Here is a 17,079-nt window from a genome sequence, read left to right as displayed (position 1 = left end):
ATATACAAAAAAATCTTATATCCTTCGTTAAAAGGATATAAGATTGATGTTCAGCTCAAGTTTTGAATGGTAAATAAGTGCTTGTACTGACTGTCATAGTCCATGAGTTCATCATGGGTTCCGACTTCAATGATTGTGCCGTTTTCCATGACAACAATCTTATCCGCATGTGTGATGGTCGATAAGCGGTGGGCGACAACAAAAGTTGTTCTGTCCTTCGCCAGTTTGTCCATCGCTTCTTGAATGTAATGCTCACTTTCCAAATCAAGAGCTGATGTCGCTTCATCTAAAATGAGGAGCGGCGGATTTTTCAGAAATACCCGCGCGATTGAGATTCGCTGCTTTTGTCCACCTGACAGCTTAACGCCTCTTTCTCCCACCCGGGTCTCATACCCTTCAGGAAAACCCATAATAAATTCATGGGCATTGGCAGCTTTGGCGGCTTCGATAATCTCTTCAAGCGTGGCATCAGGTTTGCCGATTGCGATATTTTCCCGAATCGTTTCACTGAATAAAAAGGTATCCTGAAGCACCATGCCAACCTGGTTGCGAAGGCTTCTCGCTTCATAATCGCGAATATCTGTCCCGTCAATCAGCAATCTGCCGGTTGTCACATCATAAAATCTCGGGATCAGGCTGACGAGTGTTGATTTGCCTCCTCCACTCATGCCGACGAGAGCTACAGTTTCTCCTTTATTTACTTTTAAAGAGACATCATGGAGAATGTTTTCTTTTTCCTTCTCATATTGAAACGAAACGTTTTGAAATTCCACTTCTCCGCGTATCTGATCGGCCTTAATGGCATTTGGTTTGTCAGTGAGTTCATATGGCTCGTCAATAAATTCAAACACCCTGTCCATTGATGCGATTGACTGTGTCAATGTTGTAGACGAATTAATCAGCCTTCTAACAGGGTTGTACATTCTATCAATATATCCGACAAACGCGACCATTGTTCCGACTGTCAGCGGTCCATTAATGACAAAATAGCCGGCGCACGCAATCACGATGAGCGGCGCCAAATCTGTAATGGTATTGACGACCGCAAAGGTTTTGGCATTCCAATTCGTGTGACGGATGGCTTTATCTAAGAAATGGCTGTTTTTCTCATTAAAATTAGCCTGTTCATGATCTTCTATCGCAAAGCTTCTGATAACCGGCATGCCTTGAATGCGCTCGTGCAAATGCCCCTGCACTTGAGCGAGCGCCTGCGAGCGCTCCCTTGTCAGCCTTCTTAAACGGCCGTAAAAATACTTCACTGATATGCCGTATAATGGAAATAAAACGATAGAGATCAGTGTTAATTTAATGTCAAGTGTCAGCATGATAGAAATCACAATCAAAATCGTCAGCATATCGAGCCATATATTCATTAGACCTGTGATAACAAAATCCTTTGTTTGTTCCACATCATTGATCACTCGGGAAATGACTTCCCCTGTTCTCGTATTCGCATAAAAACGAAGGCTCAGCTTCTGTATATGGTCAAACAGCTTAGCTCTTATATCATAGAGCACCTTGCTGGCTGTCCACTGGGCAAAATATTGCCGATAATATTCTACAGGCGGGCGCAAAATTAAAAATAAGGCGAACATGATCGCCATAATGGTGAACAATGACGTTGTTTTGTCATTGGCCGTGCCGCCTCCTTGAATAATGTCGTCTACTACGTACTTCAGAAGCAATGGGAGAGCAAGCGGAATGGAGAATTTTACGATCCCAATTAATACTGTGACGAAAATTTGCTTCTTATAAGGTTTGACGAATTGCATGTAGCGTTTCATAACCCCCACGTTGATTCCCCCTCTCTCTTTATCATGATGTGTGTGAGCCCATGTGAAAAACCTGTTGTACCCCGCAACAGGTTTTTACGTAACGATTATTTTGTATAGCGCAAATACCGTTCATACCACATATCGACAAACTCGGGCGCAAACGGTCCCTGCCGCTGGTGAATCCAATGGAGCAGCGTGTTTAAGTAGTCTCTTAAAATACTGTCGATTTCTTTTGGATAATTCATGGATTTCCGATGATCATCATATTCGTCTTCATCGAGAATATTGTAGGTCATGTCAGGAAAAACCTTAACATCTAAGTCATAATCAATATATTTAATTGCTTCGCCATCATAGGCAAACGGTGAACTGATGTTGCAATAGTAATGAACCCCGTCTTCCCTCAGCATCCCGATGACATTAAACCATTGTCTTGCGTGAAAATAACAGATTGCGGGCTCTCTGGTTATCCATGTCCGGCCGTCTGATTCGGTTACCATCGTCCGGTCATTGGCTCCGATGACACACATTTCTGTACTTTTTAAGATTGTTGTCTCATTCCAAATTCTATGAATCAGCCCGTTGTGCTTATAGCTGTGAATTTGAATGGTTTCTCCTTCCTTGGGATAGCCCATATTTCTCCCCTACTTTCTATAAAGCCCTACAGTTAGTATGTCCAAATTTGCTTACCGACAACGTCTTTTACCTATTATAACGTTACAAATTGAAAAATGAAAATAAAAGAGCCATTCCGGCCGGGGAATGGCACATTCCTGCTCTACACAAAGGAAGACGGCTTTTCTGAGCTGCGATAAGAACGAATCACCTGCTCTGTCTGCTTTTGAAACATATCCTGTATATCGGCAAGATGTTTCCGTTTTACCGCAATTTCATTCTGAATTCCGAGCAGCCTTGCATCCCTTTCCAAATGCCGGAGTTCTGCTTCAATTTGTTTGCAGCGGTCGAGCTCTGATTGGAGATCGAGAAGCTTGTCCATCGTTTTCATCTGTTCACTTACCAGCTTTTCAAATTCCGTCATCGGTTCCTCCTTCAGCCTGGTGAAAGTATAAACGTTTCCTCCTTTAATCATTTCGATCTCAATAAAGCAAACCCTTTGACTCATTCTGTAGACCTTTCACAAGTTTTGTCGTTTTTCAAACAGAAAAAAGCACTTCCACCCGAAGATGAAGTGCTTTTTTCTGTTTCAGTGATTAGCTGTTTTGTTGTTTGTTTTGCTCAGCAGATTGGTTTTGCTGTCTTACCTGCTGTGCGTCAGTTTCACTAGCGAATTCAGTGCCGAATTGACCTTGTTGGCCAGCAGCTGATTGCTGGTTTTGTTTTTTGACTTGCTGAGCGTTTGTTTCGCTAGCAAATTCAGTGCCAAATTGACCTTGACCAGCAGCTGATTGTTGGTTTTGTTTTCTAACTTGTTGAGCGTTAGTTTTGCTTGAATTATTTGAGTTAGCCATTGTTATCACCTCCACGGTCATTAGAATGTGCAGGTGATCGTATGGCTATTCCTCTTTTTTAAAATTTTTAAACGAGCAGTGAGCGTCCGCCGTCAACGATAATTGTCTGTCCGCGGATCATGTCAGCCTTGGAAGACACTAGAAATTCAACAGTATCAACCATGTCTTTAATTTCGACCATGCGTCCCGCCGGCGTGTTTTGACGCGCATCCTCAAGCAGATCCTCTCTGTTCGGGAAGTGTTTGAGCGCATCAGTGTCAATCGCTCCGCCTGAAACGGCATTGACGATAATTTGTTTTGGTGAGAGCTCAACCGCAAGATAACGGGTTAAAGCTTCTAATGCGGCTTTTGATACGCCAACTGTCGTGTAGTTTTCAAGGTAGCGGATAGAACCTAATGAACTGATGCTGACGATATGCCCGCCTCCGTTCTTTTCCATTAGCTTGGCAGCTTCCTGAGCGCAGAAAAGCAATGCTTTCGCATTAATGTTCATCGTCCAGTCCCAGTGTGTTTCTTCTAATTCCATGACAGGTCTCAGAACGCCTGAAGCGGCATTATTGACAAAAACATCAAGTCTGCCGAACGTTTCTTCAATTTGCTGAAACATTTCTTTGATTTTTGCAGGCTGTCCTACGTTTGCTTTAACGACAAGCACTTTGACGCCAAGCTTTTCGATTTCTTCCGCTGTTTCCAAAGCGGCTTTTTTGCTGCGTGCATAGTTAATAACGATGTTATAGCCATTCTCAGCAAGTCTAAGCGCTGCCGCTTTTCCGACACCGCGGCTGCTTCCTGTTACGAGTGCGCATTTATTTTGTTCCATTTTTTCCTCATCTCCTTGTAGCGTATAGTTCTTTTATTTCCACAAACAATAATGGCAAGAACTTAAAAGGGGGTCTTCTGTTATGTATGTCGGACGTGATATGAGCGAATTAAACATGGTTTCCAAAGAAGATTGGAAAAACAGTGAACTCGCCTATTTTCATCATGCCTTTCAGCAAATTATGCCTTATTTGAACGAAGAAGGCCAATCAAAATACCGGGAATTAACGCAAGAAATTGAAGCGCGCGGCGGAATGAAGCGCAATGAAGCAGACTACAGCCACGGCACGCGCGTCTCCTACGATTAAGAATGTTTACGGAGCGGCCGAGTATACGGCTGCTTCCACTGCCATCTTCCAGATTTTTTGATGTGACACCGGGAACGCAAATTGTTCGAGCTCTTCTTTCGTTACTTTTTTCAGCTCTGAGGTATCCGACACTTGTTTTACTTTACCGAAAAACACAGAAATATTCCATACCAGGTGGGTGAAAACGTGCTCGACTACACCTTGCAGATCACTGATATCAGCTTGTATCCCGCATTCGTTTTCTAAAAATGCAGTAAGCTGTTCACGCTCGGTTTTAATCCCTTTTTGTGTTTCAAGATTAGGGAATTCCCATAGGTTGGCGAGCAAACCTTTTGACGGCCGTTTGTGTATATACACTTGTCCGTCTTCATCAGTCAGTACGATCGCGGCCATTGTTTTGATCCCGGGCTTTTTCTTTTTGCTTTTTACCGGAAGCTCCCGTTCAGTGCCCTCTTCAAATGCTGAGCAATGCTGCTGAACCGGGCATAGCAGGCATGAAGGCGATTTCGGCGTACAGATCAAGGCTCCAAGTTCCATCAGGCCTTGATTGAATTCAGATGGTTTTTCTTTTGAAATAAATGCACGGACTGCATCTTCAAAGATCGTTCTTGTTTTTGGTTTGGCAATATCATCCCAAATGGAAAGAATTCTCGACATGACACGCATCACATTTCCGTCAACCGCGGGAATGGGTTTATTGTAGGCGATGCTGAGCACCGCTCCCTTTGTATAAGGGCCGACACCTTTTAAGCCGCCAAATTCTTTCTCGTCTGGAGGAATAATGCCTCCGTATTCCTGTTTCACTTCTTTTACCGCGCTTTGCAGGTTTCTGACTCGCGAATAATAGCCGAGCCCTTCCCATGCTTTCAGCACTTTTTCTTCATCAGCATCAGCGAGCGCTTCTACTGTCGGGAATTGTTCCACAAACCGCAGAAAGTAAGGAATCACTGTCTCTACTCTCGTTTGCTGCAGCATCACTTCAGATACCCACACTTTATATGGATCTTGGTCCTCTCTCCACGGCAGAATGCGCTGCTCTCGTTCGAACCATGAGATTAAATCATCGCGAAATTGCTGTATGTCTTTTTGTTTTAATTTGTCTTCAAGTACGTTCATATGTGTTTCTCCCCAGTCTTTCGCGCCCCGCTTTTCTTTAGACTGTTTTTTGTTGTACACTAAGGGCACAGTACGATAATATGTTACATTAAATAGAAGTAAAGAAAAAGCGGAAACATATGAGAAAGATTGAATCGGTTTAAAAATCGGGTATATGAAAATGGGGAATATCTTACAAAAGTGAATGTGCAGGACAATTCTGCAAGGAGGTCACCTATGGATACGGGCACACATGTCGTGATGGGCATCGCACTAGGCGGTATTGCGACGCTTGACCCTGTTGTCGGAGCAGATCCGGCAATGGCTCACGCTGTTATGATCGCAACGCTTGCGGGCTCTCAGGCTCCGGATATTGATACTGTGTTAAAGCTTAAAAATAATGCTGTTTATATAAGAAATCACAGAGGATTTACCCATTCAATTCCCGCCGTTTTGTTTTGGTCTGTCATCATTCCGGCGATTCTGTATTTATTTTATCCTCAGGCCGATTTTCTGCACCTGTGGCTGTGGACGCTGCTGGCAGTCGTTCTGCATGTCTTTGTTGATATTTTCAACGCGTACGGAACACAAGCGATACGTCCGTTTTCGAAAAAATGGGTTGCTCTCGGGCTGATTAATACGTTTGATCCGTTTATTTTTATCAGCCATCTGGCGGCTATCGCGATTTGGTACGCGGGCGGCAGTCCCGGCATCACGTTTCTCAGCTTGTATATCATATTGGCTGGCTATTATATGGTGCGCCTGATCATGCAGCTGAGAATCAAACGAAAGCTTCATGAGATGATTCATGATGAGATCGAAAGCATTATTATTTCACCGACGATGAAATTCAGGCAATGGCGGATCGCCGTGACGACAGCCCATGCTTTCTATGTAGGAAGAAGCATGGAAGGGCATGTAGTGATTCTTGATACGTTTAATCGGGTGCCAGTTCCTGAAACCGAAGTGATGCAAGCGGCAAAGCAGGATGATAACATCGCAGCGTTTCTTTCATTTTCTCCGGTTTACCGGTGGGAAGTGGATACGTTTAAAGACCATTATGAGGTGAGATTTATTGACCTGCGTTATCGGAGCAAAGGCCATTATCCGTTTGTGGCCATCGTTCATATCGGCCATGATCTCACGATTCGCTCATCCTATACGGGATGGATATTCAGCGAAGAAAAGCTTCAGAAAAAATTAAAGCTCGGCTCTATTTAGAGCCGGGCTTTTTTCGTCTTATATATAAGACAGCAAGCAGCAGACTGACGAGAGATATGAGCGCCGATATTTTGAAGTATGGCGGATAGTAGGCCAGTTCAATGTGATTGTCTCCCTTTTGCGCCCTAAAGCCTATGAAAGCATAATCCGCTTTTTCAATCGTCTGTGGTTTCCCGTTGATCTTCAGCTCCCAGCCTTTTTCATAGGGGATCGGAAGCATGATGTACTGATTTTTTGGAAGACGATATGCGAACGTCAGCTTATTTTTATCCCATTTCAGATTGTCTGCTTTGTCTGTTTTATTTTGCAGCGCTGCGCTTTTCAGCGTTTGGTAATTTTCTTCATAGAGCGCTATGTTTCTCAGCTCATACGTTCCTTTCGGAAGTTTGATTGAGATATGGCCTGATTTAGGCACTCTGGTCGTTATATCATTTACTCCGGTTTTATAAATCGATTGGTTCGATTTCCTCGTTGTGGCATAATCATTTACCTTTAACGTAAATCCTTTGTCTTTTGCTTTGCTTTTCAAATAAAAGCTGACATAGTAGTCTCCCGGTGCGGATGAAGCCTCTTTCGGAGTGATGATCAGTTCTCCTCCGTTTTCTCCAGTTACAGTAAGCAGTCCGTTTTGATACTGGGCATGTTTTGCGGAGATGTCAGACTTGGGAATCAGATTGGCCAGTTTTGGTGCCTGCTCCGTTTTCTCCGATGGATCCGCTACTACAATTCCTTTCAGCATTGCCTGTTCTTTCGCAAGAGCAGGCAATTTGTCCAGCTCACTTTCGCTGTATATGGCATCGGCTGTTTTGATGAAAGGAAGCATGTATTGATTTTCATAAACGACATAATGCTCCGATTCCAAATGCTTTTTGAAGCCGTACGGGACATTGGCTTCGTTTGTTTTTTCCGTCATATAATATTTGCCGTAAAGCAGACTGTACAAATTCGCCCTGTCTCCCAATGACGCATAACGGCTGACGCTTTCCCTTCCCATATCGATGCTCAAGTCATTCCAATAGAAGGTCAGCAGATGTTTGTTTAAAATGCTGGAATAGGCGCTGAAGCCATTAAACCCATAAATAATTGGCGTATTATTGCGGACCCCGTTCATCCAGTCGATTCTCATAAGCGGATCATCGTCTTCCTTCTGTAAACGTCTGATGATCTCAGATGATTCTTGCCCTTTGTATTCCTCACCCGTGAGATATGCTTTTGTCACACTGTCCAGGCCGCCGCCTTCTGAGAGTGTGTATTTTTGATAGGTGTTGGCGACAAGCAGCGAAGATAGAATGATCACACCGTGCACAGCCACCGTTGCCCGTTTTTTCGTAAAAGCTGCTGCAAACAAGGCAGCGATTGTCAGGAATAAAAGCAATAGAATGCTTTCATTCGCAGGCTTCCATATATCCAGTTCATACCTTTGGATATGATACAAGTAAAGAAGAAGGACAACCGCGGCAGCCGGGAGCAGTTCTTTCCGTTTCAGTTCAGACAGCTGTGACAGGCCCGCCGCAGCTGCTCCCGCAATCGTAAAGGCCAGAACATATTCAAATCGGTTTTGAGGGGCGGAAAAGCCGTTAAATACGCTTGCCGCATACGGACTGAAATGAAGAAGAATAAACAGCAGGCTCAATCCGGCAAAGAGTCGAAACACGCGGTTTTTGTAAAAAGAAACAATAAACAAAAACAGCAGAAAGGCTGCCGGCAAAATAATGATCCGACTCGAAAATAAGATATTATCGTCGAAATTGAGCCACTCTATTTTCTGGCTGTACGGAGGGCGCAGGTTGTTTAAAAAACCGTATACTACCGGCACAAACGCCGCCGCACTGATGCCGAAAGAAATGATCCCTGAAACCAAAAACATTCTGCATTGAATCCATCTTTTCTCTTCGTGCTCGTCCAGCCTTATCAGCCATCTGAACAGCACGTAGATTCCGATGAATATGAGGTTTATGTATGCAAAGTAAAAATTGTTGATTAATGTGAGCGAGCACGCAATGATAAACCATGCCGGACGCCGCTCTCTAATGATTTTTTCTGCTCCGAGCACAAGCAGCGGAAGCCAAATCATTGTATCGGTGAAAAATTCCCAATACGCTTCGTGGCGGAAATAAATGATCGAGACACCGTATAAAACAGCCCCCGTGAACGACGCCGCTCTATGTTTGAGAATATAGTGAAAAACAGAAGCGGCCGTAAAGATGATCACGCTCAGTTTGAAAATACTGATAAAAACAGCTGACTCCGCCCAAAAAAGCGTATTCGCTTCTCCAATCAGCTGAACGGCTTGAAGAAGCCAGACGGCGGCGGATACCGCAAGAAAAAGAAAGGAAACAGAAAAATAATAGCCAAGCTGACTGAATGTGCCGCCGCCGAGTCCGAATGAATAATTGTAGAAAAAATTCCCGTGGGTATATTGTTCAAATAGTAATTTTTTAAATACGATCATTTGCGCAAGCCCGTCTCCCGGACCTGTCATATATCTGCCGTCCGTCCATTCTTTCACAAAAAAAGCATGTGCCAGAACGGATGCCAGCAGACTGGCCGCATAGATCATGACATATTTTCTTTTCATATAATTTCTCCAGTCTTGCTTTTGAAATGGTAGACACGCAAAAAAAGCACTGCCAATGGCGCTTGGTGATTTCAGTGCATTTTTGTCAGACGCCGCACGCTTTTCAATTCGTTCGTTTCAGGCAGGTCTTTGTTCGGGATATTCGCTTCTTTAATCAAATAATGCGGGCGTTTTTTTGTTTCATAATAGATTCGGCCGATATATTCGCCTATAATTCCGAGGCTTAACAGCTGCACTCCGCCGAGAAATAACACTGCTGAGATGATAGTGAAATATCCGGGCACAGAAATGCCGTTAGTCAGAATTTTAACGAATGTGGCAATGATATAAATGATGGAAAGCAGCAAAATGAAAATGCCGGTATAAAAGCATATTCTCAGCGGCTTATGATTAAATGAAACGACACCGTCCATTCCGTAGTTAAACAAACTGCTGAATGACCATTTGGATGTGCCGTTTTTTCGTTCGACATTTTCATAAAACACAATTTTCTGATCGAAGCCAATCCAGCAAAACAGACCTTTTGAGAAGCGATTGCCTTCGCTCAGCTTCAAAAGGGCGTTCACGGCTTGGCGGCTTAACAGCCGAAAGTCTCCGACACCATCACGCAAATCAACCTCCACCGCTTTATTGATGAACTTGTAATACAGAGATGACAAGAGTGAGCGGACAGGGCTGTCCCCTTTTCTGTTCCTTTGGGCAATGACTTGATCATAGCCTTCTTCATAGCCTTTGATAAAATCCTTCAGCAAATAGGTCGGATGCTGCAGATCGGCGTCCATTACAATGACCGCCTCGCCTTGAACATGCTCAAAGCCCGCCAGAATCGCGGCTTCTTTTCCGAAGTTTCGAGAAAAAGAAATGTATTTTACCCGGCTGCATACGGCTGCCAAGTCTTTGATCTGCTGAAGCGTGTCATCAACACTTCCGTCGTTTATGAAGAAAATTTCATAATCATAATGAATGCTCTTGAATTCCTTTTTCAAAGATTCATGAATGAGTTTGACATTATATCCTTCATTGTAAGACGGGATAATAATCGAGATTAATCCTTGCTTCATTAAGGCACCTTCTTTTTATTATTCTTTTTAAGTATTGCCTTAGGGGAGTTTCACACAAATCTTCAGTAAGGCTATTCCTTTTTTTAAAGTCGTTTAAACCTGTTTTTTGTTACATTTTTATGGTGACATTCATGATTTTTAATGTTATTTTGTCATGTTTAAAACAGAGTATGAAAAAAAACGCACAGAAAAAGTCTGCCATTATGACAGACGAATGGAGAGAAAATCTGACTTATTGTTTTTTAAGATATTCCAAAATAAGCTGATTGACGATGGCAGGTTTTTCGTGGTTAATCCAATGGGAAGCTTCATCAACAAAAATGAGATGTCCATTCGGGCAATGCCTTTCCGTTTCTTTCGCAAGCTTTTTGCTTAAAAAGCGGTCCTCCATTCCCCAGATCATCCGGTAGGGTACTGTTTCGCAAGTGGTTTTCTCTGAAAGGCTTCCTTTTCTGAGGGCTCTGTACCAGTTCAGCATAGCTGTCAGGGCGCCCGGCTGTTTCCACGCTTCTTTGTACCTGCTGACATCCTCAGACGAAAAAAGCTCAGGACGGGTTGATAATCCAATCGCTTTGTCTAATGTTTCATAATCATTTTCCTTTAGTGATGCCTCCGGTATGTCGGGAAGCTGGAAAAATGCGATATACGAGCTTTTCAGCCATTGCGGCGGATAAACCGGCGTTACGGTTTTCATGATGTGCGGGTGCGGAATGTTGATGGCAATCAGCTTTTCAAGATATTCCCGGCGTGTGGATGCCAAATGCCATGCGACAGCTCCTCCCCAGTCATGCCCGATGACCATTGCTTTTTCATCTGTGAATTGCGTAATAAGCCCGATGATATCATCTCTTAATGTATCAATCCGATAGGCATCAATACCGTCCGGTTTATCACTGAGATTGTAGCCTCGCTGATCAGGAGCAATGACACGATACCCCGCATCGGCGAGCGGTTTAATTTGATTTTTCCAGCCGAACCAAAACTCAGGAAATCCGTGGAGCAGGACAATTAACGGGCCGTCCTCCGGCCCTGCGGCTGCAACGTGGAGCGTGATTCCGTTTGTTTTGACAAACTGGCAATTAACTCCGTCCACTCATATCTCCCCCTTGACTGTGCGTCATGTTTTTCAGCCTTTTCTCCGTTAGCATAAACGTGATGACACAGGCGGCAAGCAGCAGGATCAGCTGAAGAATGATCAAGTTTGATCTCAGCAGAAAGCCCAACGCCGCAATCACCAAGCCCGACATGATCATCAATGATGCACTGTAACGGTTCGCTTCATTCCATAATCTTTGATCTGACATTGAGCGTCTCGTTCTGTATCCGTACACACTGTTGATGGATTTGGGAGGAAACAGTTTGATCAGTATACCCGCAATGACCATGAGCCCTCCGCTGATTAAACCAGCCATATCATCATCCCCTTTCTCATTGTTACGTGCAGAAAGAAGAAATGTTTCATATCCAGGCAAAAAGACAAGCCTCGGCCTGCCTTTTTATCATAATTGTAAGTCCTTTGTGTGAATATAGCCTTTGACTCCGCCGTAATCAACGAATGCCCAGGTAAAGTCAAATCCGCCGTTTTCACTGAACCCCCACCCGAGTATTGTCACCTCTGTTCCGGAAGAGAGCTGTTTGGCTTTTCCGTTTTCGGGTGTCGGTGCATAGAAGGCTGTCTGTTTCGCTGTTTTCGCTTGGCTTGCGGTTTTCATTAAGAAGTGTGTTGAAATATATGCTTTTTTTCCTTTGAATTGTATTTGAGCCCAATCGGCATTTGCGAATCCATTGACTGTGACTTTTTGTTCTGATGATATAGTGCCGAGAATGTCACCTTTATGATTTGGCTCAGTCCGGACATTCAGTTTTCCTGCTTTTATGATGTAAGAATCGGATGATGGCATGCTGACAGATATGTTGTGAAGGGGCGCAGCTTTTGCTGCGGGGGCAGAATAAGTTGCTGTCAAACCCAGTCCTGCGGCAGTTGTTAAAGCGAGCAATACTTGTTTCTTTTTCATATAAAGCTCCTCCTCGCATTTGACAAGATATAAGTGGTATTCCCTGATTGACCAATGGTTGAAACACGTTTTGTTTATTTTTTCTGCCTGTTAAGGTAATTTTAAGGAAATGAAAAAACCTGCCGGATGATAACGGCAGGTTTTTTAATGCAAAAGGCCTCTGCTTTGGTTTAAGTAATCATTTACGTCGTCACGGGAGCTTTGGAAAAGGTGGAGCTGACCGCCATAGTTTTCGATCCATTGTGTGACGATTTTTTCGGTCATCTTTTCACCCTGATAGGCATGTCCCGCTTTTGCATAGGTTGCTTCGAAATCGCTCCATAGCAATTCCACCCATGTTTTTGCCTGTATATAGCTGATCATATCGTTCTTTTCCAGAAGCAGATTTGTCAGTTTCTCAATGTACGTATTCATGTGTGCAGTCTCCTTTCTTCAGGAAAAAAATGACGCTTTAAAACGTGCTGTTCTCCATATACTAACCTTACGTCTTCATCTGGAAAGACGCAACTTTTTGATCTCGAACCTAGGGGGAAATGACATGGTCCGAAATAAAGAAAAAGGATTTCCTTACGAAAACGAAAACAAATTTCAGGGTGAACCGAGAGCAAAGGACGACTATGCTTCAAAGCGTGCTGACGGATCAATCAATCAGCATCCTCAAGAAAGAATGAGAGCCTCCGGCAAACGGTAAAGAAGAACAGCTGCATGCGCTGTGCTCCGATGCTCGGCCTTCCTAGACTTCAAGGGTTTTCAATCACGCTGAAAAGATGACAAAACCCTAAAGCGAGAACCGCTTTAGGGTTTTGTCGACAATTTGAACAGCTGCATACGCTGCAGCTGTTTTTTACCCTTTATTAACTTGATACTCATAGATGCTCTTCTTTTCTGATACATGTGCGAAGGTAGAAAGCACGAGTCCGCATGCGGTCATAAGCGCTCCGCCTGCAAACAGCCAGGAATAAGAACCTGTTCCGCTTAAAATCATTCCGCCGATCCACGCACCTAGCGCATTAGCAAGGTTAAACGCTGACACACTGACAGCCGCGGCAATGGTTGTGCCGCTCTCAGATGAGGAAATAACCTTCGTTTGCAGCAGAGGCGGCGTGCCGAATGCGCATGCTCCGAATAAGAACGTTGCAACAATAGCTGCGGCCGGGTAAATGGCGATGTAAGGAAATACGGCCAGAACACCGATCAAACCGATCATCACGCCGATCATCGTCCGAGTCAGCAAAGGAAGCGGCACTTTTCCCGCAAAGAAATTCCCTGCAACGCCTCCCAAGCCATACGCAAAGAGAGCGCCTGTAATGCCGACCGTGCTGAATCCCGCTGAATGTCTCAAAATCGGTTCGATAAAGGTGTAGGCGATAAAGACGCCGGAATAGCCTAAAATCGTAATCGCGAAGGAATACAGCACTTGTTTGTGTTTAAATACTCCCCACTCATTCATAAGCATTGGGATCACTTTTGGTTTTCTGTTCGGCACGGCAGCCATGAGGCCTAAGAATCCGATGACACCAAGTGCGGTAATGATAGAAAATACCGCTCTCCAATTCAGGACATCTCCTAGATAAGAGCCGAATGGAACACCAAGCATCAGAGCCACTGTCAGCCCGCCGTTCATTGATGCAGCAGCTGCGGCACGCTTTTCCGGCGGAACCATTTCACTCGCGAATACCATGGCAATCGCGAAGAAAGCGCCGTGAATGGACGCAGATAAGATTCTTGAGACGGCCAATACCGCAAAATTCGGCGCCAGCGCGCTCATCAGGTTGGAAAGGATAAAAACCGCCATCAATCCAAGCAGCACAGGCTTTCTCGGAAGCTTGACGGAAATGATGGTGACGATCGGGCCAGTCAAACAGACGCTTGCCGCATAGGCCGTGACAAGAAGCCCTGCAGATGAAACCTGTATATGAAAGTCATTGGCAATCGACGTCAAAATACCCATCACCGCGTATTCTGTGTATCCGATTGAAAATGTACAAATCATAAGAACAAATATAATGAATTTTACAGAGGGGTTTTTGATACTCAACGTCATCGCCTCCTTTGATTTTAAAAAACAACGAGTTTCATCTTAAAAGATTTTTGGAGTGAATTCAATGATTTTTTCTTTAAGATTTCGTGTAAATGTGCTGCATATAAAAAAGAGGCTGATATTCAGCCTCCCTGTTACGCTTGTTTCTTTTCTTGCAATACTGATATTGGCAGCGCTTCCTCTTGATGAGGTGACGAGGTTCTGTACCCCCAAGCGAAAACGCCATTTAAATAGCTGATGGTAAACTCGTCTTCAGAGTCTTCCACACGATACGTTTCTCCCGGTGAGAAAGCTTCCGGGTTCAGCAAATATGCTTTTGCCATCGTAATTTTCCGTTCGAGCACTGCCAGTTCGTTTATGATTCCATGCTGTTCGGCTTTTCTTGCTTTTTCAGAAAGTGATGCAATTTCGGTATTGAGTTCGTGCGGTGTCATTTGACTGTATCGTTTCTCCATTTTTTCAGCTACTCCTCTTCCTGCAGAAATTGCTCGATTAAATCGAGTGAGAATCCTTTACGGAATAAAAATTGTTTGACCTTCATGGCGCTTTCATATGAGCCGTCATAACGGTATTTTCTAAACGCTTTTTCCGCATGAAGGCGCAGCGCTTCTTTCTCTGTGTCTTCATCATTTTCATATTCAATCTGCTCCAGCGCAGCGCTGATGACATCAAATGAGAAACCCTTGCGCTGAAGCTGCATCTGGGCGCGCTGTTTGAGTTCTTTTGTCGAAAGTTTTTTATCTTTTTTGAGAAGCTTTTCAACATGCTTGACCGCTTCTCTGGTCTGATCCTCAAAGGAAAAGGAACTTAGCGCCTCCTTAATTGTATCGTCGTCGATCCCCTTCGCTCTAAGCTCTCTGAACAAAACGTCAGGGCCTTTTCCATTCGTTTTTTTGTGGGTGCTGACATAGGCTGCGGCAAATTCCTGATCATTTAAGTACTTATAGTCGTTGAGCTTATGGATGACTTCCGCAATGACGGGCGCCGAGGTTTCTTTTTTCTTTAAGTGGTCCTCAACCTCTTTCGTTGACCTCATTCGGTAGGATAAAAATTCAAGCGCACGGTTGAAGCCTTTCTTCACTTCATCGCCGTATTGAATCTCAATGATGTCAAGGTCATCAAGCTCTTTTCCCTTTTTAAGCTCAAATTTCACGAGCACGTCCGCGTCCACGCTGAAGGCGTATTTTTCATCCAGAAAAATATTGAACCGTTCCGTATTCTTTTTTTGCGTTGATATTTTTGTAATAAATGGCATCTTAATCTCCCTTCTCAGGCCTGAAACGCGTTTTCTTTCATTAAAATGAGGTAAAGTATATTTATTAGAACGATGAGGAGAGATAATCATGAATATCGCAATGACGGGCGGAACCGGTTTTCTCGGCCAGCATCTGACAGGCATTCTTACCCGCCAGGGACACCATGTTTATATTTTATCAAGAAACGCAAGGGAAACTGAACAAAAAAATATCACATATGTCCAATGGCTGACAGAAGGAGCCGCGCCTGAGCAGGAACTTCCTCATATAGATGTCTGGGTAAATCTTGCGGGAAAATCGATTTTTGGCCGCTGGACAGAAAAAACGAAGCAGCAAATTCTCTCCAGCCGTATCAATGCGACGCGTGAAGTGCAGCGGCTTATTCAAAAACAGAAGGAAAAACCGAAAGCGCTGATCCAGGCCAGTGCGGTGGGCATTTACGGCACAAGTCTTGAAAAAACCTTTACAGAGGATTCCGCGACGTCAGATGAGGATTTTCTCAGCCATACTGCACATATGTGGGAAAAGGAAGGACAGAAAATTGAGGCGATGGGCATCCGGACGGTTTATGCGAGATTTGGCGTAATGCTTGGAGAAAAAGGCGCTCTTCCGCTTATGGTTCTTCCCTATAAGCTTCTGGCCGGCGGCACGATCGGAACAGGCAGACAGTGGCTGTCATGGATTCATGTCGAGGACGCAGCCCAGTTGATCTGTTATGCGATGGAAAACGCCGGCATCTCAGGTCCAATGAATGTCACCGCGCCTAATCCTGTGGAAATGGAGCAATTCGGAAAAACGATTGCAAGGGTGAAGCATCGTCCGCACTGGCTCCCTGTTCCGGAATTCTTTTTATCAAAAGCATTGGGTGAAATGAGTCTTCTGATTGTGAAAGGGCAGCGCGCTCTGCCTAAAAAAGCGATGACCTCTGGATTTCGTTTTACATATTCGGATCTTGAATTCGCACTCTCACAGCTGATAACGGACCGAAAGGCTGTATAAAAACGGAAGGAAGCGTCAACCTTAAGAATAACATGGTTGAAGGAGGTCCTTTTTATGGAAAAGAAGAGGGAGAAGCATCAGCAAGGAGCCAACCTGAAGAAAATGCAGGAAGTGCTTTATTCAGGCGAATTTAAAAAAGCGGAAAAAGCTGCTAAGCGGAAGTAGGAATACATAGCCCCTTAAAGCCAGATACTATGTTTGTTTGATATCACTTTTTAGGGGGAATTTGATATGGGCAGAAATCATATCCACAAAAACCGTGATAAAAACAAACAAAAACTTCCTCAAGTTCCCGATGCATTAAAAAGGGAAACAGACGGCGTTTACGAAGAATATTCAAGCGAGCTTGCTGACGCGGATGACCGCGAAGCGCAAGAGCGTGCGAAAGCAGCCGACAACAGAGCGAAAAAGAAAAAACGTTAATGAAAAACCCCTTGTCTCC

The 17,079-nt window shown here is 44.1% G+C and carries 21 protein-coding genes; 6 read left to right on the top strand and 15 right to left on the bottom strand.

Going from position 1 to position 17,079, the window contains the following annotated elements; translation table 11 throughout:
* Window positions 1–50 precede the first annotated feature (50 nt).
* From M1M80_RS04775 to fabL, 5 genes are all read right to left on the bottom strand, one after another.
* Window positions 51–1,793, bottom strand: a complete 1,743-nt coding sequence (locus tag M1M80_RS04775) for an ABC transporter ATP-binding protein (protein ID WP_060398222.1) — start codon at window positions 1,791–1,793, stop codon at window positions 51–53.
* 86 nt (window positions 1,794–1,879) lie between these two features.
* On the bottom strand, window positions 1,880–2,410 hold the full coding sequence (ntdP, locus tag M1M80_RS04770; protein WP_003239685.1) for a nucleoside tri-diphosphate phosphatase: 531 nt from the start codon (window positions 2,408–2,410) through the stop codon (window positions 1,880–1,882).
* A gap of 143 nt (window positions 2,411–2,553) precedes the next feature.
* A complete protein-coding gene (locus M1M80_RS04765) occupies window positions 2,554–2,814 on the bottom strand; it encodes a YgaB family protein (protein WP_003239687.1) in 261 nt (86 codons plus the stop codon).
* Between the two features lie 172 nt (window positions 2,815–2,986).
* On the bottom strand, window positions 2,987–3,244 hold the full coding sequence (gene sspE, locus M1M80_RS04760) for a gamma type acid-soluble spore protein SspE (protein ID WP_003239689.1): 258 nt from the start codon (window positions 3,242–3,244) through the stop codon (window positions 2,987–2,989).
* A gap of 67 nt (window positions 3,245–3,311) precedes the next feature.
* Window positions 3,312–4,064, bottom strand: coding sequence for an enoyl-[acyl-carrier-protein] reductase FabL (gene fabL, locus M1M80_RS04755; RefSeq protein WP_003239690.1), 753 nt, complete (start codon window positions 4,062–4,064; stop codon window positions 3,312–3,314).
* 82 nt (window positions 4,065–4,146) lie between these two features.
* On the opposite strand from fabL, the gene M1M80_RS04750 reads away from it, so the two are divergent.
* Window positions 4,147–4,371, top strand: coding sequence for a hypothetical protein (locus M1M80_RS04750; protein WP_003223257.1), 225 nt, complete (start codon window positions 4,147–4,149; stop codon window positions 4,369–4,371).
* Window positions 4,372–4,377: 6 nt separating this feature from the next.
* Here the strand turns inward: M1M80_RS04750 and mutY are convergent, their stop codons facing one another.
* Complete coding sequence (gene mutY, locus M1M80_RS04745; RefSeq protein ID WP_060398221.1) at window positions 4,378–5,487, bottom strand: A/G-specific adenine glycosylase; 1,110 nt, start codon at window positions 5,485–5,487, stop codon at window positions 4,378–4,380.
* A 216-nt stretch (window positions 5,488–5,703) separates the two neighbouring features.
* Here mutY and M1M80_RS04740 point away from each other — a divergent pair, with 216 nt between their 5' ends.
* Window positions 5,704–6,687, top strand: a complete 984-nt coding sequence (locus tag M1M80_RS04740; protein WP_003239695.1) for a metal-dependent hydrolase — start codon at window positions 5,704–5,706, stop codon at window positions 6,685–6,687.
* Here M1M80_RS04740 and M1M80_RS04735 read toward each other — a convergent pair.
* The 6 genes from M1M80_RS04735 to M1M80_RS04710 all read right to left on the bottom strand — a co-directional run bounded on the left by M1M80_RS04735 (window position 6,680) and on the right by M1M80_RS04710 (window position 12,755).
* Window positions 6,680–9,265: a YfhO family protein gene (locus M1M80_RS04735; RefSeq protein ID WP_060398220.1), complete on the bottom strand. Its 2,586-nt coding sequence runs from the start codon at window positions 9,263–9,265 to the stop codon at window positions 6,680–6,682. The genes M1M80_RS04740 and M1M80_RS04735 overlap by 8 nt on opposite strands.
* A 71-nt stretch (window positions 9,266–9,336) precedes the next feature.
* Window positions 9,337–10,326 (bottom strand): glycosyltransferase family 2 protein, encoded by a 990-nt coding sequence (locus tag M1M80_RS04730; RefSeq protein ID WP_003239699.1) that lies wholly within the window; start codon window positions 10,324–10,326, stop codon window positions 9,337–9,339.
* A gap of 232 nt (window positions 10,327–10,558) precedes the next feature.
* Entirely contained in the window at window positions 10,559–11,419 is an 861-nt protein-coding gene (locus tag M1M80_RS04725) for an alpha/beta fold hydrolase (protein WP_060398219.1), read from the bottom strand.
* Window positions 11,406–11,738: an SdpI family protein gene (locus M1M80_RS04720; protein WP_060398218.1), complete on the bottom strand. Its 333-nt coding sequence runs from the start codon at window positions 11,736–11,738 to the stop codon at window positions 11,406–11,408. The genes M1M80_RS04725 and M1M80_RS04720 overlap by 14 nt, the downstream gene beginning before the upstream one ends.
* Window positions 11,739–11,825: 87 nt before the next feature.
* Window positions 11,826–12,341: an SH3 domain-containing protein gene (locus M1M80_RS04715; RefSeq protein WP_060398217.1), complete on the bottom strand. Its 516-nt coding sequence runs from the start codon at window positions 12,339–12,341 to the stop codon at window positions 11,826–11,828.
* Between the two features lie 144 nt (window positions 12,342–12,485).
* Window positions 12,486–12,755: a YfhJ family protein gene (locus M1M80_RS04710; protein ID WP_003239709.1), complete on the bottom strand. Its 270-nt coding sequence runs from the start codon at window positions 12,753–12,755 to the stop codon at window positions 12,486–12,488.
* Between the two features lie 124 nt (window positions 12,756–12,879).
* On the opposite strand from M1M80_RS04710, the gene M1M80_RS04705 reads away from it, so the two are divergent.
* A complete protein-coding gene (locus M1M80_RS04705; protein WP_003223241.1) occupies window positions 12,880–13,032 on the top strand; it encodes a small, acid-soluble spore protein K in 153 nt (50 codons plus the stop codon).
* A gap of 153 nt (window positions 13,033–13,185) precedes the next feature.
* Here the strand turns inward: M1M80_RS04705 and M1M80_RS04700 are convergent, their stop codons facing one another.
* The 3 genes from M1M80_RS04700 to recX all read right to left on the bottom strand — a co-directional run bounded on the left by M1M80_RS04700 (window position 13,186) and on the right by recX (window position 15,637).
* Entirely contained in the window at window positions 13,186–14,379 is a 1,194-nt protein-coding gene (locus M1M80_RS04700) for an MFS transporter (RefSeq protein ID WP_003239711.1), read from the bottom strand.
* Window positions 14,380–14,516: 137 nt separating this feature from the next.
* Window positions 14,517–14,837 (bottom strand): YfhH family protein, encoded by a 321-nt coding sequence (locus tag M1M80_RS04695; RefSeq protein ID WP_019257834.1) that lies wholly within the window; start codon window positions 14,835–14,837, stop codon window positions 14,517–14,519.
* 8 nt (window positions 14,838–14,845) lie between these two features.
* Window positions 14,846–15,637, bottom strand: a complete 792-nt coding sequence (recX, locus tag M1M80_RS04690) for a recombination regulator RecX (protein WP_060398216.1) — start codon at window positions 15,635–15,637, stop codon at window positions 14,846–14,848.
* Window positions 15,638–15,725: 88 nt separating this feature from the next.
* Between recX and M1M80_RS04685 the strand changes: the two genes are divergently transcribed.
* From M1M80_RS04685 to M1M80_RS04675, 3 genes are all read left to right on the top strand, one after another.
* Window positions 15,726–16,637 (top strand): TIGR01777 family oxidoreductase, encoded by a 912-nt coding sequence (locus M1M80_RS04685; RefSeq protein ID WP_060398215.1) that lies wholly within the window; start codon window positions 15,726–15,728, stop codon window positions 16,635–16,637.
* A gap of 54 nt (window positions 16,638–16,691) precedes the next feature.
* Window positions 16,692–16,802 carry a YfhE family protein gene (locus M1M80_RS04680; protein WP_003223230.1) on the top strand — a complete coding sequence of 37 codons (111 nt, stop codon included), beginning with the start codon at window positions 16,692–16,694 and terminating at the stop codon, window positions 16,800–16,802.
* Window positions 16,803–16,868: 66 nt separating this feature from the next.
* Window positions 16,869–17,060, top strand: a complete 192-nt coding sequence (locus M1M80_RS04675; RefSeq protein WP_019257831.1) for a YfhD family protein — start codon at window positions 16,869–16,871, stop codon at window positions 17,058–17,060.
* Window positions 17,061–17,079: the final 19 nt, after the last annotated feature.

The sequence above is a fragment of the Bacillus inaquosorum genome (assembly GCF_023238325.1).
Classification (GTDB): domain Bacteria; phylum Bacillota; class Bacilli; order Bacillales; family Bacillaceae; genus Bacillus; species Bacillus inaquosorum.
This window is presented reverse-complemented; position numbering and strand designations above follow the sequence as displayed.